Origin of the sequence: Streptomyces zaehneri (genome assembly GCF_032248645.1) — a bacterium.
Classification (GTDB): domain Bacteria; phylum Actinomycetota; class Actinomycetes; order Streptomycetales; family Streptomycetaceae; genus Streptomyces; species Streptomyces coriariae.
The window spans coordinates 579,799-606,283 of sequence record NZ_JASTTJ010000002.1 but is presented as its reverse complement, the minus strand read 5'-3'; the positions used below and the strand labels follow the sequence as shown (position 1 = coordinate 606,283).

30 protein-coding genes are annotated in these 26,485 nt (G+C 72.0%); 20 read left to right on the top strand and 10 right to left on the bottom strand.

The window, feature by feature from the left end:
* Positions 1 to 11: 11 nt before the first annotated feature.
* The gene (locus QQM72_RS05500; RefSeq protein ID WP_314219619.1) at positions 12 to 821 is read right to left on the bottom strand and encodes a PhzF family phenazine biosynthesis protein; all 810 of its coding nucleotides are present in this window, start codon (positions 819 to 821) and stop codon (positions 12 to 14) included.
* A 374-nt stretch (positions 822 to 1,195) separates the two neighbouring features.
* Here QQM72_RS05500 and QQM72_RS05495 point away from each other — a divergent pair, with 374 nt between their 5' ends.
* The 7 genes from QQM72_RS05495 to QQM72_RS05465 all read left to right on the top strand — a co-directional run bounded on the left by QQM72_RS05495 (position 1,196) and on the right by QQM72_RS05465 (position 7,749).
* Entirely contained in the window at positions 1,196 to 3,916 is a 2,721-nt protein-coding gene (locus QQM72_RS05495) for a LuxR C-terminal-related transcriptional regulator (RefSeq protein ID WP_314219618.1), read from the top strand.
* A gap of 223 nt (positions 3,917 to 4,139) precedes the next feature.
* Positions 4,140 to 4,658, top strand: a complete 519-nt coding sequence (locus tag QQM72_RS05490) for a hypothetical protein (protein WP_314219617.1) — start codon at positions 4,140 to 4,142, stop codon at positions 4,656 to 4,658.
* 223 nt (positions 4,659 to 4,881) lie between these two features.
* Positions 4,882 to 5,079, top strand: coding sequence for a hypothetical protein (locus tag QQM72_RS05485; protein ID WP_020132810.1), 198 nt, complete (start codon positions 4,882 to 4,884; stop codon positions 5,077 to 5,079).
* 46 nt (positions 5,080 to 5,125) lie between these two features.
* Positions 5,126 to 5,812, top strand: a complete 687-nt coding sequence (locus QQM72_RS05480) for an HdeD family acid-resistance protein (protein WP_314219616.1) — start codon at positions 5,126 to 5,128, stop codon at positions 5,810 to 5,812.
* Between the two features lie 109 nt (positions 5,813 to 5,921).
* Positions 5,922 to 6,350, top strand: a complete 429-nt coding sequence (locus QQM72_RS05475) for an SHOCT domain-containing protein (RefSeq protein ID WP_314219615.1) — start codon at positions 5,922 to 5,924, stop codon at positions 6,348 to 6,350.
* Between the two features lie 79 nt (positions 6,351 to 6,429).
* Positions 6,430 to 6,864, top strand: coding sequence for a DUF7144 family membrane protein (locus tag QQM72_RS05470; RefSeq protein WP_314219614.1), 435 nt, complete (start codon positions 6,430 to 6,432; stop codon positions 6,862 to 6,864).
* A gap of 45 nt (positions 6,865 to 6,909) precedes the next feature.
* On the top strand, positions 6,910 to 7,749 hold the full coding sequence (locus tag QQM72_RS05465) for a class II glutamine amidotransferase (protein WP_314219613.1): 840 nt from the start codon (positions 6,910 to 6,912) through the stop codon (positions 7,747 to 7,749).
* Between the two features lie 152 nt (positions 7,750 to 7,901).
* On the opposite strand, the gene QQM72_RS05460 is transcribed toward QQM72_RS05465, so the two are convergent.
* Positions 7,902 to 8,705, bottom strand: coding sequence for an SDR family NAD(P)-dependent oxidoreductase (locus QQM72_RS05460; protein WP_314219612.1), 804 nt, complete (start codon positions 8,703 to 8,705; stop codon positions 7,902 to 7,904).
* Between the two features lie 185 nt (positions 8,706 to 8,890).
* On the opposite strand from QQM72_RS05460, the gene QQM72_RS05455 reads away from it, so the two are divergent.
* Entirely contained in the window at positions 8,891 to 9,520 is a 630-nt protein-coding gene (locus QQM72_RS05455) for a PadR family transcriptional regulator (RefSeq protein WP_314219611.1), read from the top strand.
* Positions 9,521 to 9,611: 91 nt separating this feature from the next.
* Here QQM72_RS05455 and QQM72_RS05450 read toward each other — a convergent pair whose 3' ends face one another.
* On the bottom strand, positions 9,612 to 10,040 hold the full coding sequence (locus QQM72_RS05450) for a type II toxin-antitoxin system Rv0910 family toxin (RefSeq protein ID WP_314219610.1): 429 nt from the start codon (positions 10,038 to 10,040) through the stop codon (positions 9,612 to 9,614).
* Between the two features lie 309 nt (positions 10,041 to 10,349).
* Here QQM72_RS05450 and QQM72_RS05445 point away from each other — a divergent pair, with 309 nt between their 5' ends.
* The gene (locus QQM72_RS05445) at positions 10,350 to 10,880 is read left to right on the top strand and encodes a Clp protease N-terminal domain-containing protein (RefSeq protein WP_314219609.1); all 531 of its coding nucleotides are present in this window, start codon (positions 10,350 to 10,352) and stop codon (positions 10,878 to 10,880) included.
* Between the two features lie 119 nt (positions 10,881 to 10,999).
* Complete coding sequence (locus QQM72_RS05440) at positions 11,000 to 12,004, top strand: EamA family transporter (protein WP_314219608.1); 1,005 nt, start codon at positions 11,000 to 11,002, stop codon at positions 12,002 to 12,004.
* 61 nt (positions 12,005 to 12,065) lie between these two features.
* On the opposite strand, the gene QQM72_RS05435 is transcribed toward QQM72_RS05440, so the two are convergent.
* Together QQM72_RS05435 and QQM72_RS05430 are read right to left on the bottom strand one after the other, a co-directional pair.
* A complete protein-coding gene (locus tag QQM72_RS05435) occupies positions 12,066 to 12,698 on the bottom strand; it encodes an FMN-binding negative transcriptional regulator (RefSeq protein WP_314219607.1) in 633 nt (210 codons plus the stop codon).
* Positions 12,698 to 13,381 (bottom strand): pyridoxamine 5'-phosphate oxidase family protein, encoded by a 684-nt coding sequence (locus QQM72_RS05430; protein ID WP_314219606.1) that lies wholly within the window; start codon positions 13,379 to 13,381, stop codon positions 12,698 to 12,700. The genes QQM72_RS05435 and QQM72_RS05430 overlap by 1 nt, the downstream gene beginning before the upstream one ends.
* 35 nt (positions 13,382 to 13,416) lie before the next feature.
* Between QQM72_RS05430 and QQM72_RS05425 the strand changes: the two genes are divergently transcribed.
* Entirely contained in the window at positions 13,417 to 14,748 is a 1,332-nt protein-coding gene (locus QQM72_RS05425; protein ID WP_314219605.1) for an aminotransferase class I/II-fold pyridoxal phosphate-dependent enzyme, read from the top strand.
* Positions 14,749 to 15,211: 463 nt separating this feature from the next.
* Here QQM72_RS05425 and QQM72_RS05420 read toward each other — a convergent pair whose 3' ends face one another.
* Positions 15,212 to 16,144, bottom strand: coding sequence for a DMT family transporter (locus tag QQM72_RS05420; protein ID WP_314219604.1), 933 nt, complete (start codon positions 16,142 to 16,144; stop codon positions 15,212 to 15,214).
* Positions 16,145 to 16,218: 74 nt separating this feature from the next.
* Here QQM72_RS05420 and QQM72_RS05415 point away from each other — a divergent pair, with 74 nt between their 5' ends.
* Entirely contained in the window at positions 16,219 to 17,121 is a 903-nt protein-coding gene (locus QQM72_RS05415; RefSeq protein WP_314219603.1) for a LysR family transcriptional regulator, read from the top strand.
* Positions 17,122 to 17,127: 6 nt separating this feature from the next.
* On the opposite strand, the gene QQM72_RS05410 is transcribed toward QQM72_RS05415, so the two are convergent.
* Positions 17,128 to 17,595, bottom strand: coding sequence for a pyridoxamine 5'-phosphate oxidase family protein (locus QQM72_RS05410; RefSeq protein WP_314219602.1), 468 nt, complete (start codon positions 17,593 to 17,595; stop codon positions 17,128 to 17,130).
* Between the two features lie 132 nt (positions 17,596 to 17,727).
* Between QQM72_RS05410 and QQM72_RS05405 the strand changes: the two genes are divergently transcribed.
* Positions 17,728 to 18,375: a cysteine hydrolase gene (locus QQM72_RS05405; RefSeq protein WP_314219601.1), complete on the top strand. Its 648-nt coding sequence runs from the start codon at positions 17,728 to 17,730 to the stop codon at positions 18,373 to 18,375.
* Here QQM72_RS05405 and QQM72_RS05400 read toward each other — a convergent pair.
* Positions 18,362 to 18,865 carry a Rieske (2Fe-2S) protein gene (locus QQM72_RS05400; protein WP_314219600.1) on the bottom strand — a complete coding sequence of 168 codons (504 nt, stop codon included), beginning with the start codon at positions 18,863 to 18,865 and terminating at the stop codon, positions 18,362 to 18,364. The genes QQM72_RS05405 and QQM72_RS05400 overlap by 14 nt on opposite strands.
* Positions 18,866 to 19,055: 190 nt before the next feature.
* Between QQM72_RS05400 and QQM72_RS05395 the strand changes: the two genes are divergently transcribed.
* From QQM72_RS05395 to QQM72_RS05365, 7 genes are all read left to right on the top strand, one after another.
* Entirely contained in the window at positions 19,056 to 19,811 is a 756-nt protein-coding gene (locus tag QQM72_RS05395; protein ID WP_314219599.1) for a HipA family kinase, read from the top strand.
* Positions 19,808 to 20,224 (top strand): DUF3037 domain-containing protein, encoded by a 417-nt coding sequence (locus QQM72_RS05390; RefSeq protein ID WP_314219598.1) that lies wholly within the window; start codon positions 19,808 to 19,810, stop codon positions 20,222 to 20,224. Before QQM72_RS05395 ends, QQM72_RS05390 begins: the two co-directional genes overlap by 4 nt.
* 132 nt (positions 20,225 to 20,356) lie before the next feature.
* Positions 20,357 to 21,118: a 3-oxoacyl-ACP reductase FabG gene (gene fabG / locus QQM72_RS05385; protein WP_314219597.1), complete on the top strand. Its 762-nt coding sequence runs from the start codon at positions 20,357 to 20,359 to the stop codon at positions 21,116 to 21,118.
* 31 nt (positions 21,119 to 21,149) lie between these two features.
* Positions 21,150 to 21,911, top strand: coding sequence for an SDR family oxidoreductase (locus QQM72_RS05380; RefSeq protein ID WP_020132834.1), 762 nt, complete (start codon positions 21,150 to 21,152; stop codon positions 21,909 to 21,911).
* 204 nt (positions 21,912 to 22,115) lie between these two features.
* Entirely contained in the window at positions 22,116 to 23,699 is a 1,584-nt protein-coding gene (locus QQM72_RS05375) for an ABC transporter substrate-binding protein (protein WP_314219596.1), read from the top strand.
* Between the two features lie 92 nt (positions 23,700 to 23,791).
* Positions 23,792 to 24,484, top strand: coding sequence for a uracil-DNA glycosylase (gene ung / locus QQM72_RS05370; protein WP_314219595.1), 693 nt, complete (start codon positions 23,792 to 23,794; stop codon positions 24,482 to 24,484).
* Positions 24,485 to 24,633: 149 nt separating this feature from the next.
* Complete coding sequence (locus QQM72_RS05365) at positions 24,634 to 25,134, top strand: hypothetical protein (RefSeq protein ID WP_314219594.1); 501 nt, start codon at positions 24,634 to 24,636, stop codon at positions 25,132 to 25,134.
* Between the two features lie 105 nt (positions 25,135 to 25,239).
* On the opposite strand, the gene QQM72_RS05360 is transcribed toward QQM72_RS05365, so the two are convergent.
* Together QQM72_RS05360 and QQM72_RS05355 are read right to left on the bottom strand one after the other, a co-directional pair.
* The gene (locus QQM72_RS05360; RefSeq protein WP_314219593.1) at positions 25,240 to 25,731 is read right to left on the bottom strand and encodes a hypothetical protein; all 492 of its coding nucleotides are present in this window, start codon (positions 25,729 to 25,731) and stop codon (positions 25,240 to 25,242) included.
* A 111-nt stretch (positions 25,732 to 25,842) separates the two neighbouring features.
* Positions 25,843 to 26,355 (bottom strand): DinB family protein, encoded by a 513-nt coding sequence (locus QQM72_RS05355; protein WP_314219592.1) that lies wholly within the window; start codon positions 26,353 to 26,355, stop codon positions 25,843 to 25,845.
* Positions 26,356 to 26,485 lie beyond the last annotated feature (130 nt).

Below are 26,485 nucleotides of genomic sequence, written 5' to 3'. Positions count from 1 at the left end.
CCGGACGGCACTCAGGCGAGCAGTTCGCCCTCGATGACCGTGACCGCCCGGCCGCTCAGCAGGGTGCGCGCGCCGCACAGTTCGGTGCGGACCCGGCCTGCCCGGGGCGAGGCCTGGAGGCCGGTCAGGGCGGTGCGGCCGAGCCGCTCGGCCCAGTAGGGCGCCAGGGCGGTGTGGGCGCTGCCCGTCACCGGGTCCTCGTCGATGCCGATGTTCGGGAAGAAGCAGCGGGAGACGAAGTCGTATCCCAGGTCCGGGTTCTCGGCGCGGGCGGTCGCGATGATGCCGCGGCGCGAGTGGGCGCCCAGGGCCTTGTGGTCGGGCCGCAGGGCGTGGACGGTCTTCTCGTCGGCCAGTTCGACCAGCAGGTCGCCGACGTGCGGGCCGGTGTCGACACAGGCGAGCGGCTCGGCGCCCAGGGCGTCGGCGACCCCGGCCGGGATCGCGACCCTGGTCAGCGGGGCGGTCGGGAAGTCCAGGGTGATCGAACCGTCCTCGGCCGGCGTCGCGACGAGGACACCGCTGCGGGTGGCGAAACGCACCGGGCCCTCGTGGGCGCCCGTGGTGTGCAGGACATGGGCCGTGGCGAGCGTGGCGTGGCCGCACATGTCGACCTCGGCGACGGGCGTGAACCAGCGAAGGGCCCAGTCCGCCTCGCCGCCCTCGGGGAGCGGGTGGGCGAACGCCGTCTCGGCGTGGTTGACCTCCAGAGCCACGTTCTGGAGCCGGCTGTCGTCCGGGAAGGCGTCGAGGAGCAGGACGCCCGCCGGGTTGCCGGTGAAGGGGCGGTCGGTGAAGGCGTCGACGATTCGCATGCGCATGCCGTTGACGGTAGGCGGTGGGCGCAGCCGCCGGCCAAGGCCAATCCGCGAGTCCTGGCCCGGTTCCCCCGGGCTTCGCCGCTGACACGCCGTGGCCGGGTGTGTGCCGGGCTTTGCCGCGAACACGCCGTGGCCGGGTCTGCGTCCGGTCGCGTCGCGAATGCACCGTGGGCCGGGTCGCGCCGCCTCCGCCGCGCGCACGCTGGTGCGTCCGCCGCCGATGCCGGCCACGCCCGTGCCGGGTTCCGCTGCCCTGTCGCCGGCACGTCGAGGCGTGTCGGGCGGGGGCCTCGCAGGGCACCCGGGGCGAAACCCTGGGATCCTGAGGGTGAGGAGCGCGACCCATGACCTGACGACCACGGGCGGTGAGCGCCATGGCTGGGCTCGAGGAGAGCGACACCGATCCGGCGTCGTCGTACGCCGATCCGCAGGGCGATCCGTTTCTGCGCACCCGGTTCGTCATACCGGCCCGGCCGGTGACGTTCCTGCGGCGCGAGCGCCTGGTCAGGCATCTCGACCAGGCGCTGCGCACCCCGTTGACGATGGTCAACGGCGCTGCCGGCGCGGGCAAGACGCTGCTGGTCGCCGACTGGGCCGCGGCCCGCGACCGGCCCGTCGCCTGGCTCACCACGGACGCGGCGGAGCAGGGCCCGGGCATGTTCTGGGCGTACCTGCTCCATGCCCTGCGCGCCTCCGGGACGTCGCTGCCCGCCGAGATCGGCGGCCCCGCGGACGCGAGCCGCGTGCCTCCCAACCTGCTGGCGCGAGTCGCCGCCGAGCTGAGCAGCCGGGACCGGCCCGTGATCGTGGTGCTCGACGAGTTCGACCGGGTGACCGACCCGGAGATCGCGGACCAGCTGGAGTTCGTGCTGCACCACGCCGGGGACGGCCTGCGTCTGATCCTCGTCACCCGTACCGAGCCGCTGCTGCCGCTGCACCGCTACCGGGCGGCAGGCGACCTGACCGAGATCCGTGGCGCGGAGCTGGCGTTCACCGCCGAGGAGGCGGCCGAACTCCTCGGCCTGCACGGACTGCGGCTTCCGGCGCACGCGACCCACGGTCTGGTGGAGCGCACCCGGGGCTGGGCCGCCGGACTGCGGCTGTGCGCCCTCGCCGCGCGGGAGAACCCGGATCCGGAGCTCTATCTGAAGGAGTTCGAGGCCGACCGCACCACGGTCGCCGACTTCCTGCTCGCGGAGGTGCTCAGACGGCAGCCGCCCGAGACGCAGGACCTCCTGCTGCGGGTCAGCGTCCTCGACCGGTTCCGCCCCGAGCTGGTGAACGCGCTGACGGAGCGCACCGACGCCGGGCCCATCCTCGCCGGGCTCCACCGCGAGAACGCCTTCGTCGAGCACCTCGGCCAGGACTGGTACCGCCTCCACCCGCTCTTCGGTGAGATCCTCCGGGCCCATCTGCGGGTGCGCTCGCCCGGCCTGGTGCCCGAACTGCACCGGCGGGCCGCGCACTGGCTGCGGGGCTCCGGAGCCCTCACGGAGACGCTGTGCCAGGGCGCCGCCGCGGGTGACTGGGAGTTCACCGCCGCAGCCCTGATCGACGACCTCGCCATCGGCTGGCTCTTCACCGGCCTGCGCTCCGACGAACTCGCCGAGCTGTTCTCCCGGATGGGACCGGAGGCCGTGGGCCCCGCGACGGATCTGATCCGTGCGGCCGGGGACCTGTCCCGGCGCGATCTCGACCGGGGCCTGAGGCACCTGCGTCGCGCGGAGCAGGGCCTGACGGCCGAACTGGGCCTGACCACCGGGCCCGGCGACGCGGCGGAACAGGTGCTGTCCGCCGAGTGGAGTCCGGCGGGCGAGCAGCCGGGCCTGGTGGCGGCCCGCCTGAGCTGCGCCCTGCTCGAGGCGCTGGCCGCCCGGCTGACCGGCGCGCCGGGCCGGGCGGAGAGGGCCGCGACGGCTGCCGAGGCGCTGTGCGACCAGGCCCCCGCCCACCTGCTGGAGAGGCATCCCGAGCTCACCGCGCTGCTGCTGGCCCATCTGGGCTCGGCTCGTCTGTGGGCGGGGCGGTTCGACGACGCGTCCGCCGCCCTGTCGCGGGTGGCCGGGGCCTCGGCAGGGGCTTCGACGGCACTCGCCCGCGAGGACTCGCTCGGCCGGCTGGCGCTGATCGACTATCTGAACGGCTGGCTGGGCAGGGCGGAGCGCAAGGCCCGGGCGGCGGTGACCGAGACGGAGCGGTACGGACTGCCCCAGCCGTCCGGTTCCGGCATGGGGCGGCTGGTGCTGGCCGCCGTCGCCGTGGACCGTGACGACCTGGGCCGGGCGCGGGCGCTTCTCGCCGAGGCGGCCGAGTCGGACCCGGCGCTGCGGGACCCGGTGACGGAGGCGGGCCGGGCCATCGCGACCGCCCGCCTGCATCTGGCCCGCGGCGACACCCGGGCCGCTCTCGAAGCGGCGGAACGAGCGGTGCCGGCCGCCGTGATCTCGCCCTGGGCCGCGGGTCAGACAGCGCTCGTCGTCTCCGCCGCGCATCTGGCCGGGGGCCGGCCGGAGACCGCTTTCGAGGTGTTGCGCCCGTTGTCCGACGAGCAGCCGGCGTGCGCGGTGGGGGCCGCGCGGGCCCAGCTCGCGGCGGGCCGGCCCGGGGCGGCGATCGAGCTGCTCGACGGCGTACGGTCCGAAGGCGGCGCGGGCCCCGCGGTGACCGTCCGCGCCCTGCTGGTGAGAGCCCAGGCGGCGGACGGGTCGGGGGACGCGGTCACCTCGCGCCGACTGGTCGCCCAGGCCCTTCGCGAGGCGCGGCGGGACGGGCTGCGACGGCCCTTCGTCGAGGCCGGTCCGTGGATCCGTCCGTTCCTGGACGCCATGGCACCGCGGGTACCGGCGACGGACCGGGCCGCCCCCGGCGCGGCGGTGTCCGGCGGCCCGCCGCTCCCGCTCGTGGAGGAGCTGAGCGGACGCGAACGCGATGTGCTGGGCAGGCTCGCCCTGACGATGTCGACGGAGGAGATCGCCGCCGACCTTTACGTCTCCGTGAACACCGTCAAAACGCACCTGAAGAGCGTCTACCGCAAGCTGGCGGTCAACCGCCGCAACGACGCGGTGCGCCGCGCCCGCGAGCTGAACCTGTTGTGACCGAGGCCCCGGGCGCCTCCGGCTCGCCCGTGGCGGGTGAGGCGCCGACCGGGCTTCTCCGCTGCGATGAGGGTGTGGACACCCGCCCGCGATCCCCTCGTCCGACACGTCCGACACGTCCGACTCGTTTGGCCTGCGTGGCCTGTGCGACCCATGAGGCCTGTGCGATCTACGCGACTCAGCTGATTCACCTGACTCGTCCCGCTCGTCGAGGGAGGTCGTGATGCCGAGGCCGGAAGACGTCACGCAGGCTCGGACGCGCGGCGAGCACGAGGACGCCGTCGACTTCACCGGCGGTGTCTACGGATCCATGCTCGCCGCCTCGGTGATCGTCGGTGCGGGCACCCTGGGCTCGTTCCCCCGGCTGGAGCTCGTGCTGCTGCTGTTGTTCACCGGAGTGGCGTTCTGGGTCGCGCATGTGCACGCCCAGTTGTTCGGGGCGCGGCTCGTGCAGCGGAACCTGGGCCGCCGGGCCGTGCTGCACGTGTGCCGCGAGGAGTGGCCCATCGTCAAGGCAGCGGTCCCGCCGGCCGTCGCCGTGGCCGTCAGTCCACTGCTCGGACTCGACCTGCAGGGGGCGCTCTGGTTCGCGCTCGCGGTCGCCGTGGCGGGCCAGGTGGGCTGGTCGGCGGCGGCGGCACGGCGGGCCGGTGCCTCGTGGCGGATGGTGGCGGTCACGGCCGCGGTGAACCTCGTGCTCGGGCTGCTGATCATCTCCTTCAAGCTCTACCTGACGCACTAGCGGGGCCAGGACGGCGGGAACGGACCGGGAACGGACCGGGAACGGACCGGGAACGGATCAGGGCGGCCACGGTCGGGCGGTGACCGGCGCGGACGCCGGCGGCGGAACACGGTCGCACCAGGTATCACCTGCACGGGGTGAGGACGTCGGCGCCACCGCGGGCGGACGATCGCAGGGTGAGTGCGCAGTCAGCCAGTCCCAGGCCATCCCGGGAGAGCAGCTCATGCGCTACGAGATCCGCGTCGACGGACACCTGTCGGAGGTACTGACCAGGGTCTTCCCGGAACTGGACCATGTGGTCATGTCCGGTCAGACCGTCCTGTTCGGGTACGTCGTCGACGAAGCGCACCTGTACGGGCTGCTGGCCCGCTGCCAGTCCCTGGGGCTGCGGGTCCTGGAGATGCGTCAACTGCCGGAGTGACGTGCCGGGGGCGCCGGAGGCACCCGGCCGGGCAGGAGGAGGAGTCATGAGCGTTTCGCCTGGACCCGCACCGCACACCGGACCGGACGACCCGTTCGGTGGTCATGAGGGGCCGCCCGGCGGGGCGGCTTCCGGGCCGGTGGTCGTCGATCCCGCCGAGGCACTGGCCGTGCTCGGGCGCTCCTGGACATGGATCCTCGGCTCGGCGGTCGCCACGCTCGTGCCGGGCATCCTGATCCTCGTCTGGCCGGACGGGACCCTGCACGTCCTGGCCGTCCTCATCGGCCTGTACCTGCTGGTCACCGGCGGCTTCCGGTTCGTCGCGGCCTTCGCGCGGGAGGACCACGGCGAACGCCTCACCGGGCTCCTGCTGGCGGTGCTGTACGTCGTCGCCGGGGTGTTGTGCCTGCGGAACCCGTTGCAGACCATCGCGACGCTCTCACTGATCGTCGGGGTCCTCTGGCTGGTGTCCGGCATCCTCACCCTCTACACGGCGCTCGCCACCAAGGATCTGCCCCACCGGGGAGTCGTGCTCGGCGCCGCCGTGCTCGCCATCGTCGCGGGGATCGTGGTGCTCGCCCTGCCCACCGAGTCGGCCCGGGCGCTGACCAGGCTGCTCGGCCTGTGGCTCGTCCTGCTCGGCCTGGTCGAGGCGGCGGTCGCCTTCGCCTGGCGGGCCGCGCTGCGCCGGGCGCGCCCTGCGCGGCCGGGAACTTCCGCGGGGACGCTCTGAGACGGCCGGCGCACTCACCCGCCCCGGGTGAGGACGCCGGGACCTCTCGCACGCACGCTGAGATCGCCACACAACGGCATACGGGCCCCGGCCCGGAACGGAGGAAGAGATGAGTGGGGACACGTACCTCGCCTACGACTATCCGCTGCTGAGCGCCTTCTGGACCATGATGGTGTTCTTCCTGTGGATCATGTGGTTCGTCCTGCTGTTCCGGATCGTCGTGGACATCTTCCGGGACGACGAACTCAGCGGCTGGGCCAAGGCCGGCTGGCTGGTGTTCTGCGTCGTGCTGCCCTTCCTGGGCGTCTTCGTCTACGTGATCGCACGGGGCAAGAACATGGGACGCCGGGAGATCAAGCAGGCGCGGGACCAGCAGCAGGCCTTCGACAGCTATGTCCGCGAGACCGCCAAGGGCTCGGCGCCCACCAGCAGCGTCGACGAACTCGCCAAGCTCTCGGAGATCCGTGCCCGTGGTGACATCACGGACGAGGAGTTCAACAGGGCCAAGCAGATGGTGCTGAGCGGCTCCCGCCACTGAGCACACCGAACGACGCCGGGCCCGCCCAGACCCGCGGCCCGACGAATCCGAGCCCACGCAACCGAATCGAGGCTTCGGGATGGCAGCGACACACCCCACCCACGCACCGTCGGCCAAGCGGCACATGGCCAAACAGCACTGGGCCGAGGGCCTGATGGCCTTCGCCGCGGTCACGCTCATGCTCGCCGGAGTGCTCGACATCTTCCGGGGCATCATGGGGATCGCGGAGGACGACGTCTTCCTCTCCACCCGCAACTACGTCTTCGCGTTCGACCTCACCGGCTGGGGCTGGATCCATCTCGCCCTGGGCGCGGTCGCGGTGATCGTCAGCATGGGGCTGTTCCAGTCGGCGACGTGGGCGCGGGTCGCCGGCGTGGCCATCGCCGGGCTGATCGTCATCGCCAACTTCCTCTCCCTGCCGTACTACCCCGTCTGGTCCGTCGTGATGATCGCGTTCTCCGGGTTCATCATCTGGGCGCTGTGCGTGGTGAAGCCGGACAGGTCCGCGGACTGACCGGGCGGGAACTCCCCGTCCGCATCATCAGGAAGGCGGTAGACGATGTGCCGTTGGCTCGCCTACTCGGGAACCCCTGTCCTGCTCGAAACGATTCTCTACCGGCCGGAGCACTCGCTGATCGACCAGAGCCTGCACTCCAAGATGGGTGTGGAGACGACCAACGGTGACGGCTTCGGCGTCGGCTGGTACGGGCCCGACTCGGGCGACGGGACCCCCGCGGTGGTCCGGGAGATCGGCCCGGCGTGGAGCAACCGCAATCTGCGGGAGATCGCCGGTCACGTCCGCTCACCGCTGTTCTTCGCGCACATCCGGGCCTCGACCGGTTCGGCGGTGCAGCAGACCAACTCCCACCCGTTCCGGCACGGGCGCTGGATGTGGATGCACAACGGCGCGATCGCGGACTTCCACCGGATGCGCCGGGACCTCGCCCTCTCCGTCGACCCGCAGCTCTTCCTCGACATCGAGGGGTCGACGGACTCCGAGATGATGTTCTTCCTGGCTCTCACCCTCGGCCTGGAGGAGGATCCGCCAGGTGCCGTCGCCCGGATGGTCGGCCTGGTGGAACGCACCGGCCACGCACACGGGGTGGAGTACCCGGTCCAGATGACGGTCGCCGTGACCGACGGAGAACGGCTGTGGGCCTTCCGCTACTCCAGCCAGGGAGACTCACGCTCGCTGTTCTACAGCACCCGGGTGGAGACGCTCCGGTCGCTCCACCCGGACCTGGCCTTCCTGCGCGAGGTGTCCGACGAGACCCGTCTCATCGTCTCCGAGCCGCTGGGCGACATGCCGGGCGCCTGGAACAAGGTCCCCGAGAGCACGTACGGCGTGGTGCAGCCCGGTGGGGACGACATCGTCCAGTTCACCCCGCAGGCGGCTTAGTCCGTACGGCCGCACGGCTCCCCGTGCGGTTGCGGTGCCGGACTCGGCTCAGCGCAGGAGCCGCACGCAGAGGTCCATGGGCAGACGCGGACATCCATGGACCTCTGTGGGCATCCTCGGAGATCCATGCACGTAAACGGAGAACCACGGACTCAGTGCACGGAGAAGCCGCCGTCGACGAAGAGCGCCTGCCCGGTCACGTAGCCGGAGGAGCGGCCGGCCAGGAACACGGCGGCCCCGGCGAAGTCCTCGGCCAGGCCGTTGCGCCCGACCATCGTGCGCGCGGCCAGCGCCGCCACCTTCTCCGGGTCGGACTGCAGCCGCATGTTGAGGGGGGTCAGGACGAAGCCGGGCACGAGCGTGTTGCAGGTGACTCCGTAGGGCGACCACGCCTCGGCCTGCGAGCGGGCCAGTGACTCCAGGGCTCCCTTGGATACGCCGTAGGCACCGCTCTGGACGAACGCACGGTGTGCCTGCTGGGACGTGATGTGGATGATCCGTCCGAAGCCGCGCTCGGCCATCCCGGGCCCGAACCGCAGGCCCAGCAGATAGGGCGCCTCCAGGTTCACCGCCATCGTGGCGTCCCAGACCTCCTCGCCCAGCTCGCCCATCGGCGGCCGCAGGTTGATCCCGGCGCAGTTGACGAGGATGTCGGGCTCGCCGTACACCGCCGCCGCCTGCTCCGCGGCGGCGCGCACCCCGTCGCGGGTGCTCAGGTCGGCGCTCACCCAGGCCGCCTTGCAGCCGTCCGCCGTCAGCTCGTCGACCGTGGCGGCCAGCTCCGCCTCCTTGCGCGCCACGATCACCAAGCCCGCCCCCGCCCGGGCGAGGGCGCCGGCGATGGCCCGGCCGATGCCGGAACTGCCGCCGGTCACCAAGGCGACCCGGCCGTCCAGCGAGAACAGTTCGGAGAGATAGGCGTCCGGGGCGCCGTGCGAGGGGCTGCGGGAAGTCATGTCGGCACCCTAGACGGCCTCCGCACCCCGGACGGCGGCCGGTCTCGCACCCGGACGGCAGACATCTGCGCACCTCGGACGGCCTACGCGCCCAGGGGCGCCCAGGACCCTTGCCAAGCGAACTATTCCGATATATCGTTGACGCATCGCGACAGATCAACGATGGAATGAAGGAGTGGTTTGCGATGCGTACCCACGGATTCGAGCGTGGACATGGACAGGACGGCCCCCGGCGTGGCCGCGGCGGCTTCGACGGACGACGGGCGGCTTTCGGGCCCTTCGGTCCGGGTGGCCCCGGCGGTCCGGGATTCGGCCCCGGAGGTCCCGGCTTCGGCGGCCCCTGGGGCGGGCGAGGGCGTGGCGGACCCAGGGGGAGGGCGCGGCGCGGTGACGTACGGGCCTCGATCCTGGCCCTGCTCAAGGACCGGCCCATGCACGGCTACGAGATGATCCAGGAGATCGCCGAACGCAGCGGCGGGGCGTGGAAGCCCAGCCCCGGCTCGGTGTACCCCACCCTCCAGCTGCTGGAGGACGAGGGTCTGATCAGCAGTGCGAGCGAAGGCGGCAAGAAGCTGTTCTCGCTCACCGACGAAGGCCGCACGGCCGCCGAGGAGGGCCCCGAGGCTCCCTGGGAGGAGGCCTCACGCGGGGTCGACTGGGAGGCTCTCGGCGAGATCCGCCAGGCCGGCTTCGGTCTGATGGAGGCCTTCGGGCAGGTCTGGAAGACCGGCAGCAAGGAGCAGCGCGACAAGGCGCTCACGGTCATCAACGACGCCCGCAAGAAGCTGTACCTGATCCTCGCCGACGAGGACTGATCGCCGTACGGCGATGCCGAGGCGCCCCGCGGAGTCATCCGCGGGGCGCCTTCGTGTGCCGTGCGGCTCGCCGGCCGTGCGCCTCGCCCGGTCAGACGACAAGTCCGCCCAGCTTGCGCAGCGACTCGTTCAGTGCGGCCGTGCCCGAGTCCTTGAGTCTGCCCGCCATCAGCGACACGGCCGCGCCCGTGAACTCGCCGTCGATGCGGACCGTCGTGGCGTCCCCGTCCGGGGTCAGGGTGTAGCGGGTGGCGACGGACACCGCCATCGGTCCCTTCCCGCGGATGGCCAGCACCCGGGCCGGCTCCAGTTCTGCCACGGTCCACTCGACCTCGGCCGGGAACCCCATGAGCTTCATGTTCTCCTGGAAGGTCGCGCCCACTTCGAGAGTGTCGGGGCCGCCCTTGGGGAAGTTGGTGTGGGTCGCGTTCCACTCCCCGTACGCCGGCCAGTCGGTGAGCTGGGCCCACACCTTCTCGGCCGGTGCCTGGATGCGTGCCTCCGCGCTGACTTCGGCCATGCGACCACCTCTTCGTGTCGGGCGACTGGGGCTGTGGTGTCGCGGAACGTAGCTCCAGGGCCTCGAACATTCAATACTGACGAACCGTCAGGAAATGCGGAGGGGGCGTACGGCAAGTCGGCGCGCGCCCCGGCGGGGGAAGCGCCTGATCTCATCCGTAGGGAGGAGATTCCGGCGACCGGGGTCCGCTCTGCGTGGGACGCGAAGATGCTCCCCGCCGGGGATGACCGCGCCCGGTCGGACTGATGGGGTGGGGTTGTGCAATCCCGTACTTTCCGGCAGTCGCCCCACCACCCGGTGGCGCACGGCATGGATGACGACCCCAGGCTCGCCGCCGAGCCCGCGGCGGCGCTCACCGCCGCCCGTCGCCGGGCGGTGCGGGACGGGGACCGGCAGATCGACACCGCCCACCTGCTGCACTCGCTCCTGGAGCACGATCCACAGGTGCGCGCCGCCTTCGACGGCGGACCTCAGCTGGCCCGGCTGCTCGGCTACCTCGTCCAGCGCAGCATCGGCTACGGCCTGCGCTGGCAGAGCGGAGTCGAGGACTCCGGGACCCTGCCCGTCGTGACGGTCGCCGAGGGTCTCTCCCCCTTGGCCGCGGCAGCGCTCGAGCACGCGTGCGTGCGGGCCGCCCGACGCGACGGGGTGCGGGCCCCGGGTGACGGAGCGCGGGCCCGGGGTGTCGACCTGCTCGCGGCGATCGTCGCGGACCCGAAGGCGCGGGCCGTCGAGGTGCTGACCCGCGCCGCCGTCGACGTCCACGCACTGCGCGCACGGATCGAGGACGGTCCGCTGGAGCGCGAGGCCCGCGCGGGTGGCGCCGCGGGCGCCTGCTGAGCCTGCCCCGGACGCCCTCGCCCGCCGTCCGGCCGGACGCCCTCGCGTGCCGGTCGGGCCGTCCAGCCGATGAGACAGGTGTCAACGGGGGTGACGCTCATGTCATCGCCTGTCATCATGTGCCGGTGCATACGTCTGTGAGCAGTGAGGGCAACCGCGGAAAGGGCATCGGGCTCGGTCTGGCGATCGGGTCGGCCATCGCCTTCGGCGGATCCGGGGTCGCGGCCAAGCCGCTGATCGAGGCCGGCCTCGATCCGCTGCACGTGGTGTGGCTGCGGGTGACCGGCGCGGCCCTGGTGATGCTGCCGCTCGCCGTACGGCACCGCGCCCTGCTGCGCACCCGCCCGGCGCTGCTCGCCGGGTTCGGTCTGCTCGGCGTGGCGGGAGTGCAGGCGTTCTACTTCGCCGCGATCTCCCGCATCCCGGTCGGTGTCGCGCTGCTCGTGGAGTACCTGGCGCCCGCGCTGGTACTCGGCTGGGTGCGGTTCGTGCAGCGGCGGCCGGTGACGCGTGCCGCCGCGCTCGGCGTGGTCCTCGCGGTGGGCGGGCTGGCCTGTGTCGTCGAGGTCTGGGCGGGCTTGAGTTTCGACGTCGTCGGGCTGCTGCTCGCGCTCGCGGCCGCCTGCTGCCAGGTCGGCTACTTCGTCCTGTCCGACCAGGGCAGCGAATCCGGGGACGACGCCCCCGATCCGCTCGGCGTCATCGCGTACGGCCTCCTCGTGGGCGCCGTGGTCCTGACCGCCGTCTCCCGTCCCTGGGGCTTGGACTGGTCCGCGCTCGCGCACACCGCCGGCATGAACGGCACCGAGGTCCCCGCCTGGCTGCTGCTCGCCTGGATCGTGCTCCTCGCGACGGTGGTCGCGTACGTCACCGGCGTGGTCTCCGTGCGCCGGCTCTCGCCCCAGGTGGCGGGCGTGGTGGCCTGCCTGGAGGCGGTCATCGCGACGGTCCTGGCGTGGGTGCTGCTCGGCGAGCACCTCTCGGCGCCGCAGATCGTGGGCGGGGCGGTGGTCCTCCTGGGCGCCTTCATCGCGCAGTCGTCCGCGCCCGCCAAGGGTGCCCCGCGGCCGGTGGCAGGCGGCAGCCCCGAAAGGGAGCTGTCGGCCCGCGGAACGGCTGCCTAGGCGCCCGGTTCGCACCGGGCGCCCGCCCTTCTCGCGCCCTCCCGTACGTCACCTGGGGCGGTCATGCCCGGCGTCGTCGCGACAGGTGCTCGCCGGCCGCCGCGTCGCGCGGGCCGCCGCGGACGGCCAGGCCGGCGGCGATGCGGTCCTGGGTCTCGCCAGGCCGGTGGGCCGCGTACTTGAACTTCGCCCGTACGCCCGTCACCTCGAGCCGGACACCCCGGATGCCGGAGAGCAGGCGGCCGAACGGCGCCTCGCCGACCGTGGGCCGGGCGGAGCCGCCCTCCGGCTGGAGGTGACCCAACTGGCGTGCGAGCAGCTCGGCCTTGGCGGTCGGGTCGTCCACGATGTGAGCCGTGCAGCGGAGTTGCACCGCCGCGTAGAAGCTCGTCGGGGTGCCGTGCTCGGCGGGGGCGCCCGGCGGTGCCTGCCACGGGCCGGGTACGAACACGTAGTCGTCGACCACGCTGAGGATCACGGTCGGGTCCGCCTCCAGGGCGGGCCACAGCGGGTTGGGGCGGGCCAGGTGGGTGACGGCCTCGCCCGCGTCGGGGTCGTAGGCGAAGTGCATTGGCTGGACGAACGGCGGCTCGCCCGCCGGGCCGTTGACGGCGAGCTGGCCGAAGTCGTGGGCGGACAGCCAGGCGCGCCACTCGCCGTCGTCGTGGGGCGCGTCCCAGGGGTGGATGAGCATCACGGCACCGCGAGGTAGTCGGGGAGCGCGATGCCGGGGGCGAGGTCGGCCTCCGGGAGCGGCGCGTCATAGCCCTTGCGCAGCGGGAGCACGCCGGCCCAGTGGGGGAGGGCGAGGTCCTCCGGTTCCTCGTTCACCCCGCCGGTGCGGGTCTTGGCGGAGACCTCGTTCAGGTCGAGGCGGATCACCGCGGTCGCCGCCAGTTCCTTCTTGTTGGCGGGGCGCGAGTCCGCGGCCCGGCCCGGGACGACATGGTCGACGAGGGCGTCGAGCGCGGTGAGCTTCTCCCGCGGGTCCGTCACGTCGTACGCGATGCCGTGCACCACGACCGAGCGGTAGTTGATCGAGTGGTGGAAGGCCGAGCGGGCCAGCACCAGACCGTCGACATGCGTCACCGTCAGGCACACCGGCAGTCCCGGGTCCGCCTGTCCCGTCATCCGCAGCGGGCGCGAACCCGTGGAGCCGTGCACATAGAGCGTCTCGCCGACCCTGCCGTACAGGGTCGGCAGCACGACCGGCGCGCCGTCGCGGACGAAACCGAGGTGGCAGACGTAGCCCTCGTCGAGTATCGCGTGCACGAGGTCCCTGTCGTACGAGGCCTTCTGCGCGGACCGGGTGGGGATCGTGCGGTCCGTCGGGGTGTAGGCGGCGGTCCGTGCCGTCGTCTCCGGGGTCCCCTGCATGGCGTTCTCCATTGCGCTAGTGCATAATAGGCTTTGTGCTAGGAGAATATCCGATCAGGGGCCGGCGTGCGGCGGACATTTCCGCGAGCATCGAGACGGCGGTGGGTGCGGGTGAGCTGAGTCCTGGGCAACTGCTGCCCCCCATGAGGGAGTTGGCGACCGCGCTGGGGGTGAACCCGAACACCGTCGCGGCCGCGTATCGCACCCTGCGGGAGCGCGGAGTGATCGAGACCGACGGCCGGCGGGGCAGCCGGGTGCGGTCGAAGCCCGCCACGACCGGGCGCGAGTTCCTCCGGGTCGAGGTGCCGGAGGGCGTACGGGACGTGGCCGCGGGCAACCCGGACACCGCGCTGCTGCCACCGCTGGCGCCGGCGTTCGCGTGGGCCGCCGCGCAGGGCGACCGGGAGCCGGTCCTGTACGGACACGCTCCGCTGGAGCCCGAGCTGGCGCGGCTGGCGCGGGCCGAACTGGACGCGGACGGCGTGCCGGCCGGACCCGTGGCCGTCGCCTCCGGTTCGCTGGACGCGATCGAACGCGTCCTCGCCGCGCATGTGAGGCCGGGCGACACCGTGGCCGTCGAGGATCCCGGCTGGGGCTCCCTGCTCGACCTCGTCCCGGCGCTCGGGCTGCGCCCGGTCCCGGTCGGCGTCGACGACGACGGCCCGCTGCCCGAGCAGGTGCGTCACGCCCTGGAGGCCGGGGCGCGCGCCCTGATCGTCACCGACCGGGCGCAGAACCCGACCGGCGCGGCGGTGAGCGCCGCACGCGCGCGTGCACTGCGTGCCGTGCTGCGGGAACACCCGCAGACCGTGCTGGTCGAGGACGACCACGGTCATGGGATCGTCGAACTCGCCCTGCATCCCCTCGCGGGCGTCACCCGGCACTGGGCGTTCGTGCGCTCGGTGGCCAAGGCGTACGGCCCCGACCTGCGGTTCGCCGTGCTCACCGGGGACGAGGTCACCCTCGACCGGGTGCGCGGGCGGCAGCGGCTCGGACCCGGTTGGGTCAGCCGGATCACCCAGCGGGCGGTGCTGCGGCTGTGGGCCGACGGCGCGGTGGACGCGCGGTCGGTCGCCGAGGCGTACGGGAGCCGGCGGGACGCGCTGATCACGGCGCTGGCCGGGCGGGGGGTCGAGGCGCGCGGCCGCAGTGGGATGAACGTGTGGATTCCCGTGCCGGACGAGACGGGGGCCGTCGCCCGGTTGCTCCAGGCGGGGTGGGCCGTGGCGCCCGGGGCGCGGTTCCGGATCGAGGCTCCGCCGGGGATCCGGATCACCGTGTCGACGCTGGCCGGGGACGAGGTCGGCCCACTGGCGGACGCCGTCGCCTCCGCGGTACGGGTGGGCGGCACCCGCGGATACGTCTAGGGCGCGCAGGCGCCGCGAGGCGCGGTCTCGGCGGGCGCGTAGCCGTCCTGGGCTGCCGGGCCTCCGCTTCGGAGCTGCCGGGCGCCGTCGGCCGGGCCGGTGCCGGTCGTCGTGGGTTCGCCTGCCTCGGCGTCTGACCGCGTGGCGCCGGCGTCCCGTGCCGGGCGGTGCCGATCGGTGCGGGACGTCGGCGGTTCTCGTGCCTCCGCGGCAGGGGTGCGCGGGGCGGCTGCCGTCCGTGCCGAGCGGCCTCGGCGGAATGCCGGGTCGTCGTGGGTCCTCGTGCCTCCGTGTCGAGGCTGCGGGGGTGGATGCCGGGGCGTCGTGAATTCCCGCGCGTCCCGCGGTCGGGCCGCAGGGCGGCCTGCGTTCCGGGCCTCCTGGTCGGATGCCGGGCCCCTGGTCGGGGGCCGTGCCCTCGGGTCGGGCGCCGTGTCCCAGGGGCGGGCCTCGCGCCCCGGGGTCAGGCTCTGCTCCGCGCCTGGGTCAGTGCCGCTCCCGCCAGGACGATCGCCGCGCCCACCGGGGTCGACCAGCTCAGCGGTTCGCCGAGGATCGCGACGCCCGCCGCCGTCGCGATGACCGGGATGAAGTAGGTGACCATCTGTGCCGTCGTGGGGCCGACCTCCGTGACCAGGCCGTACTGGATCAGCAGGGCGAGACCCGTGCCGAGCGCTCCCAGGGCGGCCGTCGCGAGCAGCGGGACCAGCGGGAAGCTGCTCGGGAAGGAGGTGAACAGCGGGGTGACGACGGCCAGTTGGAGCGTGGCCAGGAGGAGCTGTCCGCCGGTCATCGACAGGGCCGAGGAGCCGGTGCTCGCCAGGGTGCGGCGGAGGTAGATCCAGCCGATCGGGTAGCTGAGCGAGGCCAGCAGGGCCAGGGCCGTGCCCCGGGCGTCCAGGCCGTGGAAGCCCTGCCAGGCGCCGAGGACCGTGAGGACACCCAGGAAACCGAGGCCCAGGCCCGCGACGCGCAGCCGGGTCGGCCGGTCCTCCGACAGCGCCACCAGGGAGAGGGCCATGCCCCACAGGGGTGAGGTCGCGTTGCAGATCCCGGCCAGGGTGGAGGGAACGGTCAGCTCGGCGTAGGCGAACAGGGAGAAGGGCAGGGCGTTGAGGAGGAAGGCCGCCACCGTCAGATGCGCCCAGGTGCGGGCCCCGCGCGGCAGCCGCTCACGCTTCACCACCATCGCGACCGCCAGGACCGCCGTACCGAACAGCAGCCTGCCCAGGGTGACCTGGAAGGGGGCGTAGCCGTCGGTGCCCACCTTGATGAGCAGGAAGCTGAAGCCCCAGATCAGCGACAGCACGCCGAAGCGCAGTCGCCAGTCGAGGGTGCGGCGCGGCCGGGCGGGGGCTTGCGGGGAGGTCCGGGCGGGGGCGGTGACAGCAGTCATGAGCGTAACGATGCTGGACATCGTCTCGTCACACAATCGAGAATATTCGCGCGATACCTCGTAGCATCGCTTACATGTTGAACCTGGAGCGCCTGCGCACCCTCGACGCCCTGGCCCGGCACGGATCGGTCAGCGGCGCCGCCACGGGCCTGCACATCACCACCTCGGCCGTCTCGCAGCAGATGGCCAAGCTGGAACGGGAGGTCGGGCAGCGGCTCCTCGCCAAGCAGGGGCGGGGCGTACGGCTCACGGACGCCGGGCGGCTGCTCGCCGACCACGCGTCCCGGATCCTGTCGCAGGTCGAGCTCGCCCAGTCCGATCTGGAGGCCCAGCGCGGACAGGTGGTCGGGGAGCTGCGGCTCTCCGCGTTCCCGACCGCGGCGCGCGGACTGTTTCCCGTCGCGCTCGCCGAGCTGCGCAAGGCGCATCCGGGGCTGCGCCTGCGCTCGTGCGAGCTGGAACCGGAGCGGGGGGTCGCCGGAGTGGTCCGCGGCGACCTCGACCTCGCCGTCGTCCTGGACTGGTACAACAAGCCGATGCCGGTGCCGGACGGCCTGGTCAAGGCGCCCATCCTGGACGATCCCGCCGATGTCGCGATGCCGGCCGGGCACCCCCTCGCGGAGCGGGACGAGGTGGATCTGGGCGAGTTCGCCGAGGACGAGTGGATCACCTGGGGCGAGGGCGAGTTCTGCCACGAGTGGCTGATGTTCACGCTGCGCTCCCGGGGTGTGGAGCCGATCGTCGGACACCGGGCGGCCGAGACGCACACCCAACTCGGTCTGGTGGCCGCCGGACTGGGCGTCTGCATCGCGCCGCTGCTCGGTCGCCACCCGGTGCCCGAGGGCGTCGTGACGGTCCCCCTGCGGCAGCGGGTGCGCCGGCATGTGTACGTGCTCTGGCGGGCGGACGCCGACCGCCGCCCGTCGATCCGGGCGGCGGTCGCGGCACTCAAGGCCGCGGGGCAGGCCGTGGGCTGAACAGCCCTACACGCCGCCCAGCTTGCGGAAGTCCCAGGACACGATCTTCGCCGGCTTCAGCCGCACCCACGCGTGCCGGCCGTCGTGCGGCATCGCGTCCAGGCCGAAGTTCTTGCGTGCGAACAGCGTCTCCACGGCGTCGAGTTCGGCACACAGCTCCCCGGTGCGCGGGCTCTCGCCCACGAACTCCACCACGCCGGACAGCTCCACGCCCCGCAGCGCGTCGTACTCCTCGCCCGTGTCGATCACGATCGCGACCCGCGGATCGCGCTTCAGGTCCGCCCAACGCTTGCTGCGCACCACCGAGTACAGCCACAACGCGGTGCCGTCCCAGAGAAACCACAGGGCGCTGACGTGCGGGGCGCCGTCGGTGGACACGGTCGCGACCCGGCAGGTGCGCTGGAGGGTGAGGAACGCGTCCAGTTCACCCGGCGACATCATGATCTTCCGGCCCCGGCGCTGAGTGACGGTCATCCGGCCCCCTCATTCTTTTCTTGTGGGTACGTGCCGCTCTCCTGAAATCCCGTCAGGAAAGCATGGGTCTTCTTCCCTGTGCGCGCAATGGCGGTTACTGTCGCCCGCTCCAGACCGACGCCAGGGGGAGTCATGCCGTCGTACGAACAGCTCAGCGCCCTCCTCGACCCGGCGAGCACCGTCCTGATCACGGTGGAGTGCCAGCAGGGCGTCGTCGGGCCCGGTGCCGCACTGCCCCAGCTCGCCCGTGCGGCACGGGAGTCGGGGGCCCTCGACAACGTCGCCCGGCTGGTCGCGGCCGCTCACGCGAGCGGTGTCCAGGTCGTGCACGCCGTCGCCGAACGCCGCCCCGACGGCCGGGGCGCCAACCGCAACGCCCGGCTGTTCCGCGCGGCCGAGCGCCTTCCCGTCCAGCAGCTCACCGGCACCGACGCGACCAGCCTGGCACCCCCGATCGAGGTGGCCGAGCAGGACCTCGTGGTACGGCGGCTGCACGGACTGTCGCCGGTCCAGGGCACCGACGTCGACGCCCTGCTGCGCAACCTGGGCTGCCGCACCCTGGTCGTGACCGGCGTCTCGGCCAACGTGGCGATCCCGAACGCCGTCTTCGACGCGGTCAACCGCGGCTACACGGCCGTCGTGCCGTCGGACGCCATCGCCGGGGTGCCTGCCGACTACACCCCCGCGATGATCCGCCACACCCTCGCATTGGTCGCTACGGTCGCGACCACGGACGAGGTGCTGGCGTGCCTGCGGCGGCCGGCCGTCAGGCCAGCGTGATCGAGTCGCCGCTGACGGTGATCGCCACCTCGGGCAGCGGCTTCTGCGCGGGGCCGCTCTTCACGCTGCCGTCCGTGATCGAGAAGTTGCTGTTGTGACAGGGGCAGTTGATCACGCCGTCGCTGATGCTCTTCACCGCGCATCCCTGGTGGGTGCAGACGGCGGAGAACGCCTTGTACGTGCCCGCCGTCGGCTGGGTGACGACCACCTTCTCGGAGTCGAAGACCTTGCCGCCGCCCTCGGGGATGTCGGCGGTCGTGGCGAGCGCGGCGCCGGCCGCGGCGTTGTCCCCGCCGCCCGTGCCACCGCTGCTCGCGGCCTCGGTGGACCCGGTGGAACCCGACGTGCCGGCCGAGGCGGACGAGCTCGACGAGTCGTCGTCGGAGCCTCCGCACGCGGTCAGCGCGACGGCGAGCCCCGCGGCTCCGGCGGCTGCCACGACGGTACGGCGGGCAGGCCCCGACGCGGACTGGATCGATGCGCTGGTCATGCTGGAGGTTCCCTTCCAGGGGGTGCGTGGATCTGCCGAGAGGTACGAGCCGCGGACGCCGGTCGTTCAGCGCCCCCGTCAAGTCCGGACAGTGTCGAGATATTGACCCGTTCGAGATGAGTGCGGCGTAAGCCAGAGCTGTCGCCGAGCTGTCGGCCCCGCATCGTTCCAGGCCCAGTAGCCTGGGCCGATGCTCAAGGAAGTCACCGCGACCCGCTTCGTCACCCCCCTGCGTGAGGGCGGCTCCCTGCCGGGACTCGTCGAGGCCGACGACTTCGGTCTCTACGTCATGAAGTTCACCGGCGCCGGACAGGGCCGCAAGACGCTCGTCGCCGAGGTCGTCTGCGGCGAACTCGCCCGCAGGCTCGGTCTGCGGGTGCCCCGGCTGGTGACCGTTCGGCTCGACATCGTGCTCGGACTCGGCGAACCCGACCAGCAGGTACAGCAGTTGCTGAAGTCCAGCGGCGGCACCAACCTCGGCATGGACTTCCTCTCCGGCGCCCTCGGCTTCGACCCGCTCGCCTTCCCGGTGACCTCCGAGGAGGCCGGCCGGATCGTCTGGTTCGACGCGCTCGTGAACAACGTCGACCGCTCCTGGCGCAACCCCAACCTGCTGATGCACCGCGGCGACCTGTGGGTCATCGACCACGGCGCCACCATGATCTGGCAGCACAACTGGCCCACCGCCGAGACCTCCGCGGCCCGCCCCTACGACGCCGGCGACCACGCGCTCACCCCGTTCGGGCCGGACGTCGCGGCCGCGGCGGCGGAGCTGGCGCCGCTGGTCACCGCCGACCTCCTCGCCGAGGTCACCGCCGAGATCCCCGACGCCTGGCTGGCGGACGAGCCCGGCTTCGACACCCCGGACGCGCTCCGGCGGGCCTACGCGGCCCCGCTGCTCGCGCGCGCCGCCGTCATCCACGACCGCATCAAGGGAATCAAGTGAACGAGCGTCACATCATCCGGCCGGGCCAGGGCGGCGACCGGGACGTCTTCGAGTACGCCCTGCTGCGCGTCGTACCGCGTGTCGAGCGCGGCGAATGCATCAACGCGGGCGTGCTGGTGTACTGCCGCGGCAAGGGCTACGTCGGTGCCCGCACCCACCTCGACGAGGCGAAGCTGCTGGCGCTGGACCCGGACGCGGACGTGACCGGGGTGCGTGCCGCCCTGCGGGCGGTCGAGGGGGTGTGCGCGGGCGGCGCGTCGGCCGGACAGGCGGCGCACGACGACGCCGGACGGCGCTTCCGCTGGCTGATCGCCCCCCGTTCGACGATCGTCCAGCCGGGCCCCGTACACACGGGGCTCACCACCGATCCCGCGGCCGAGACGAAGCGGCTGCTGGAACTGCTGGTGAGGTAATGGATCACACCCGCGCCGTGTGGCGTTGACACCGGGTGCCAGGGCTTCTAGCGTCACGTCTGTCGAAGGTACTAAGCGGTCGCTCACCACTCGGGCGCATCCAGATTTTCTCAAGGGCGAGGAGAACCAGCAATGTCCACCACTGAGCAGCGGGTCGCCGTGGTCACGGGCGCGGCGCGCGGCATCGGCGCCGCCACCGCCGTACGGCTGGCCGCGGAAGGCCGTGCGGTCGCGGTAGTCGACCTCGACGAGGCCGCCTGCAAGGACACCGTCGAGAAGATCACCGCGGCCGGCGGCAAGGCCGTCGCGGTCGGCGCCGACGTCTCCGACGAGGCCCAGGTCGAGGCGGCGATCGCGCGCGTCGTGGCGGAGCTCGGCGCGCCGACGATCCTCGTCAACAACGCGGGCGTGCTCCGCGACAACCTGCTGTTCAAGATGAGCGTCGCCGACTGGGACACCGTCCTCGGCGTGCACCTGCGCGGCTCGTTCCTGATGACCAAGGCCGTCCAGAAGCACATGGTCGACGCCGGCTTCGGCCGGGTGGTCAACCTGTCGTCCTCCTCGGCGCTCGGCAACCGCGGCCAGGCCAACTACTCCGCCGCCAAGGCAGGCCTGCAGGGCTTCACCAAGACCCTCGCCATCGAGCTCGGCAAGTTCGGCATCACCGCCAACGCCGTCGCCCCCGGCTTCATCGCCACCGACATGACCGCCGCGACCGCCGCCCGGGTCGGCATGGGCTTCGAGGAGTTCAAGGCCGCGGCCGCCACCCAGATCCCGGTCGCGCGCGTCGGTGAGCCCGACGACATCGCCAACGCGATCGCCTTCTTCACGAACGAGGCCGCCGGCTTCGTCTCCGGTCAGGTGCTGTACGTCGCCGGCGGACCGCTCGACTAAAGGCCACTAGGGAGCACTGGGGATCACGAACATGACTGAACTGCCCGCACTCTCCGGCAAGGTCGCCCTCGTCACGGGCGCCAGCCGCGGCATCGGCTACGGCGTCGCCGAGGCGCTCGTCGCCCGCGGCGACCGGGTCTGCATCACCGGCCGGGGCGAGGACGCGCTCAAGGAGGCCGTCGAGCGGCTCGGCGCCGACCGGGTCATCGCCGTCGCCGGCAAGGCGCACGACCTGGCGCACCAGGCCGCCGCCGTCGAGCGCACCATGGAGGCCTTCGGCCGGGTCGACTTCCTGGTCAACAACGCCGGCACGAACCCGGTGTTCGGGCCGATCGCCGACCTCGACCTGGACGTGGCCCGCAAGGTCTTCGAGACCAACGTGGTCTCCGCGCTCGGCTTCGCGCAGCGCACCTGGCACGCCTGGCAGAAGGACAACGGCGGCGCGATCGTCAACATCGCCTCCGTCGCGGGACTCTCCGCCTCGCCCTTCATCGGCGCGTACGGCGTCAGCAAGGCCGCGATGATCAACCTGACCCAGCAGCTGGCGCACGAGTTCGCGCCGCGGGTGCGGGTCAACGCGATCGCCCCGGCCGTGGTGAAGACGAAGTTCGCCGAGGCACTGTACGAGGGCCGCGAGGAGGAGGCGGCCGCCGCCTATCCGCTCGCCCGGCTCGGTGTGCCGTCCGACATCGGCGGCACCGCCGCGTTCCTGACCTCGGAGCAGTCGGACTGGATCACCGGCCAGACCCTCGTCGTCGACGGCGGAATCTTCCTCAACGCCGGCGTGGGCTGATCACGGCTTGGCCTGAATTCGACCACCGCGGGTGCTGTTTCCTGACGGAAACAGCACCCGTGTCGTCGTTCGGACGTCTTCACGGACGATGACAACGTAGTCACCCAGAAGTGATCAAGAATGCTTCAAGGGCGCGGGTTCACGGCGCGTAAGGCTGCGGTATGGTCTGCCAACCCTTGGCATGGCAGATCGAGGAGCGTGCGCGTGTTCAACCGGAACCGATCCTTGCAGCAGATGGCGGCGATCGTGTCCATATCCCTGGTGGCCGGATGCAGCCTCCTGGGGGAGGAGAGCTCCGACGATGCCGGACCGATCGTCGTGGGCACCACCAGTGCTCCCAGCACGCTCGATCCCGCCGCCGCCTGGGACGGCTCCTGGGAGTTGTTCCGCAACATCTACCAGACGTTGCTGAGCTACCCCAACGGAGCGACGAGTCCCCAGCCGGACGCCGCCAAGTCCTGCGACTTCACGGACGATTCGAACCGCACCTACAAGTGCGAACTGCGCGACGGCCTCAAGTTCTCCAACGGCGACAAGCTGGACGCGAACGCCGTGAAGCACTCGATCGACCGCATCAGGACGATCAACGCCGAGACCGGCCCCAACGGACTCCTGGGCAGCCTGGACAGCGTCGAGACGAAGGGCGACCAGGTGGTGCTCTTCCGGCTCAACAAGCCCGACGCCACCTTCCCGTTCGTGCTCGCCACCCCCGGCATGTCCCTCGTCGACCCCGAGGACTACTCCGCGAAGGCCCTGCGCAAGGACGACGGCATCGTCGGTTCCGGGCCGTACCGGCTCCAGTCCTACGAGGAGGGCAAGCAGGCCGTACTGGTACGCAACGACAACTACAAGGGCTTCGCCGACCGCAAGAACGACGCGGTGACCATCCGCTACTTCCAGGACTCCGGCGAGATGGTCAAGGCCCTGCGCAGCGACGACATCGACATCACCTACCAGGGGCTCGCCGCCGACGACATCGTCGACCTGGACAGCAAGACCGCGGCCAACGAGGGCCTCCAGCTCATCGAGGGCGCCGGCAGCAACATCAACTACCTGGTGTTCAACCCCAAGGACCCCTGGTCCGACAAGGTCGCCGTGCGCCGGGCGGTGGCCCAGATCGTGGACCGGGCCGCGATCGCCCACGAGGTCTACAAGGACACGGTCGAGCCGCTGTACTCGATGGTCCCGTCCGGCCTGACCGGCCACACCACCGGCTTCTTCGACTCCTTCGGCGATCCCGACACCGCCAAGGCGCGCAAGATCCTCACCGAGGCGGGGATCACCGAGACCGTCCCGCTCACCCTCTGGTACACCACCGACCGCTACGGCTCCGACACCGCCTTGGAGTTCAAGGAGATCAAGAGGCAGCTCGACGCCTCGGGCCTGTTCTCGGTCAAGCTGAAGAGCCGCCCCTGGAACACCTACGTGGTCGGCTACCAGAAGGGCGAGTACCCGGTGTTCGGGCGCGGCTGGGCCCCGGACTTCCCCGACGCGGACAACTTCATCGCCCCCTTCGTCGGCGATCAGAACGCGCTCGGCACGCCCTACCCGGCGAAGGAGATCACCCAGGTGCTGCTGCCCCGCTCCCGCGGCGAGAGCGACCGCGCCAACGTGGTGCAGGACTTCGAGGAGGCCCAGCAGATCCTGGTCGACGACGCCCGGCTGCTGCCGCTGTGGCAGGGCAAGCAGTACCTGGCCTCGTCCGAGGACGTCTCGGGCGGTGAGCGGTCCCTGGACCCGTCGACGATCATGATGATGTGGGAGCTGACGCGGAAGACCAGCTGGTAGGCGGTCGGCAGACCGCTCCGCGGAGCCGGTTGTCAGTGGTCGCCTGTAGGTTCTGTGCTCTGCAAGTGACCGCACGACACAAGGACGTTGACGTGACCGACATCGCCATGCTGCCCGAGTCCTGGCGCGGGGTTCTGGGCGACGAGCTCCAGCAGCCCTACTTCAAGGAGCTGACGGAGTTCGTCGAGGAGGAGCGGGCGGTCGGTCCCGTCTACCCCCCGCGCGAGGAGGTCTTCGCCGCGCTCGACGCGACTCCGTACGAGCGGGTGAAGGTGCTCGTCCTCGGCCAGGACCCGTACCACGGCGAGGGCCAGGGGCATGGCCTGTGCTTCTCGGTGCGGCCGGGAGTGAAGATCCCGCCGTCCCTGCGGAACATCTACAAGGAACTGCACGCGGAGCTGGACACGCCGATCCCGGACAACGGCTACCTGATGCCGTGGGCACAGCAGGGCGTCCTGCTGCTCAACGCGGTCCTCACGGTCCGTTCCGGCGAGGCGAACTCGCACAAGGGCAAGGGCTGGGAGAAGTTCACGGACGCGGTGATCCGCGCGGTGGCCGACCGGCCCGACCCGGCCGTCTTCGTCCTGTGGGGCAACTACGCGCAGAAGAAGCTCCCGCTCATCGACGAGACCCGGCACATCGTGGTCAAGGGCGCGCACCCCTCGCCGCTGTCGGCGAAGAAGTTCTTCGGTTCCCGCCCGTTCACGCAGATCAACGAGGCGGTGGCACAGCAGGGCCACGAGCCGATCGACTGGACCATCCCGAACCTGGCGGACCAGGCCTGACCTGAGGCCACCCGACCCGGCCCGGCCTCGGGTGACTGCGCCTGCCGCCTGCCGCCGGGCCGGTTCCTCCGCGGACCGGCCCGGTGCCGCCTGACGGGGATTGCGGATGCCTGCGGCTAGCGTCGTCGCAACGACGCAAGGAGGCCGTGGTGGCGGAGCGACAGGGGCAGACGGTGCCGGACGCCTTGCTGACGCGGATCGGGCAGGTCGTGATGCTGCACCACGGGGGAGACCGTGAGGAGGCCAGGCGCCGCCTCCTCGACCTGTGGACGGAGCTCGGCGAGGGCGGCGCACCGCTGCACCGCTGCACCCTCGCCCACTACCTGGCCGACACCCACGACGACCCCTCGGACGAGCTGGCATGGGACCTGCGGGCGCTGACGGCGGCGGAAGAGCACGTCGGCTCGGTCGAGGTGCGGGCGCTCTATCCGTCGCTGCACCTCAACCTGGCGGCGGACTACGTCAAACTCGGCCGCGCCGATGCCGCCCGCACCCACGTACGCAGGGCCCGTACGGCGGCCGCGGCGCTGAGGGACGACAGCTACGGGGACGGCGTACGGGCGGCGATCAGCCGGATGGAACTGAGACTGGGGCCGGGCGAAGGCGGAGGCGAGTGGGAGGGGCGGGGCGAGTGGGAGCGGGAGTGGTGAGGCCTGGTCCCCTCCACGAACGACTCGGACGCGGCGAGACCGTCGTCGTGGGAGTGATGAGAGCGGCGAGGCGGTCGTCTCCCTACGCCCTCGGCACCTGAACCCTCACCGCCCGTAGGCCTGCTTGCAGATCGTCGCCTCCGGGCTGTCGCCCTGCCATCCGCCGTACGTCCTGCCGAGCGCGCACACGTCGGTGTTCCTGCGTACTTCCTTGTCGATGTCCGGGATCGCAGCGCGCGGCAGCGTGTGCCGCCGGACCTCCGGGTGAGGCGGTCGGGGGTGCGGGCGGGAACGGGACGAGGGCGGCTGTCCGGCGCCGCCGGACCCCGGCGGCGCCGCCGCCCGCCGCCGCTGTGCCGGAGCCGCCGGTGCATCCGGTTCCGGCTCACGGGACGGCCCGACCATCTCCAGTGCCTCCCGGGCGGGCGCCTGGACGACCTGTACCTCGGCTCGCCCCTCCGGCCGCGGCACGGACGGCTGGGACGGTGCCGGGGCGGGGCCGGGGAGGACCGGGCGCTGGACGGTCACGCATCCCGTGAGGGCCGAGAAGGCCACGGTGACCAGGAGCGTTGCGGTAGTCGTCGTCGTTCGATGCACCCGCGCAACTCTGCTGGTTCCGCCCGCCCGAGCAACAGCGGAGCAGCCGAGGTTGCCCCGCACGGGTGACCTCGTACCCCGTACGGGGGAGCGGGGCCGCTTGTGCTGACGTCACTCGCCGGTGAAACCGTCGATGCGCTCCCGGATCAGGTCGGCGTGGCCGTTGTGACGGGCGTACTCCTCGATCATGTGGGTGTAGATCCAGCGCAGGCTGAACGGCTCGTCGGTGAACCTGCTCCGACCGCGGGAGAGCTCGGCCAGGGCGAAGCCCGCCGCATGTCGTCGGGCGGCCTCGATCTCGGCCTGCCAGGTGGTGTAGGCCTCCGCCCAGGTGTCCCGCTCGGTGAGATGGAACTCGCCGTCCGGGTCCTGGCCGCTGTAGTGGATCGGCCCCGCGTCGTCGCCCACGAGCACTCTGCCGAACCAACTGCGCTCCACGTCGGCCATGTGCCGCACCAGGCCCATCAGGGACAGCTGGGACGGCGGCACCGAGGCGGTGCGCAGCTGGGCGTCGGTGAGTCCCTCGCACTTCCACGCCAGGGTCTGCCGGTGGTAGTCCAGCCGACCTTCCAGCATGGCGCGTTCGTCGGCGTTCTGGGCGGGTCCGGTGCGTTGCGTCGTCATCCCGGCATGGTGGCTCCGAGTCGCTCTCCGCACCACGGGTTTTCACTCGACACGGTCGCCGGGCATGCACCTGAACACCCTGAGTGCCTCCGGGGATCCCTGTGCGCCGCCTCCGGGCCGGGCGTCCGCG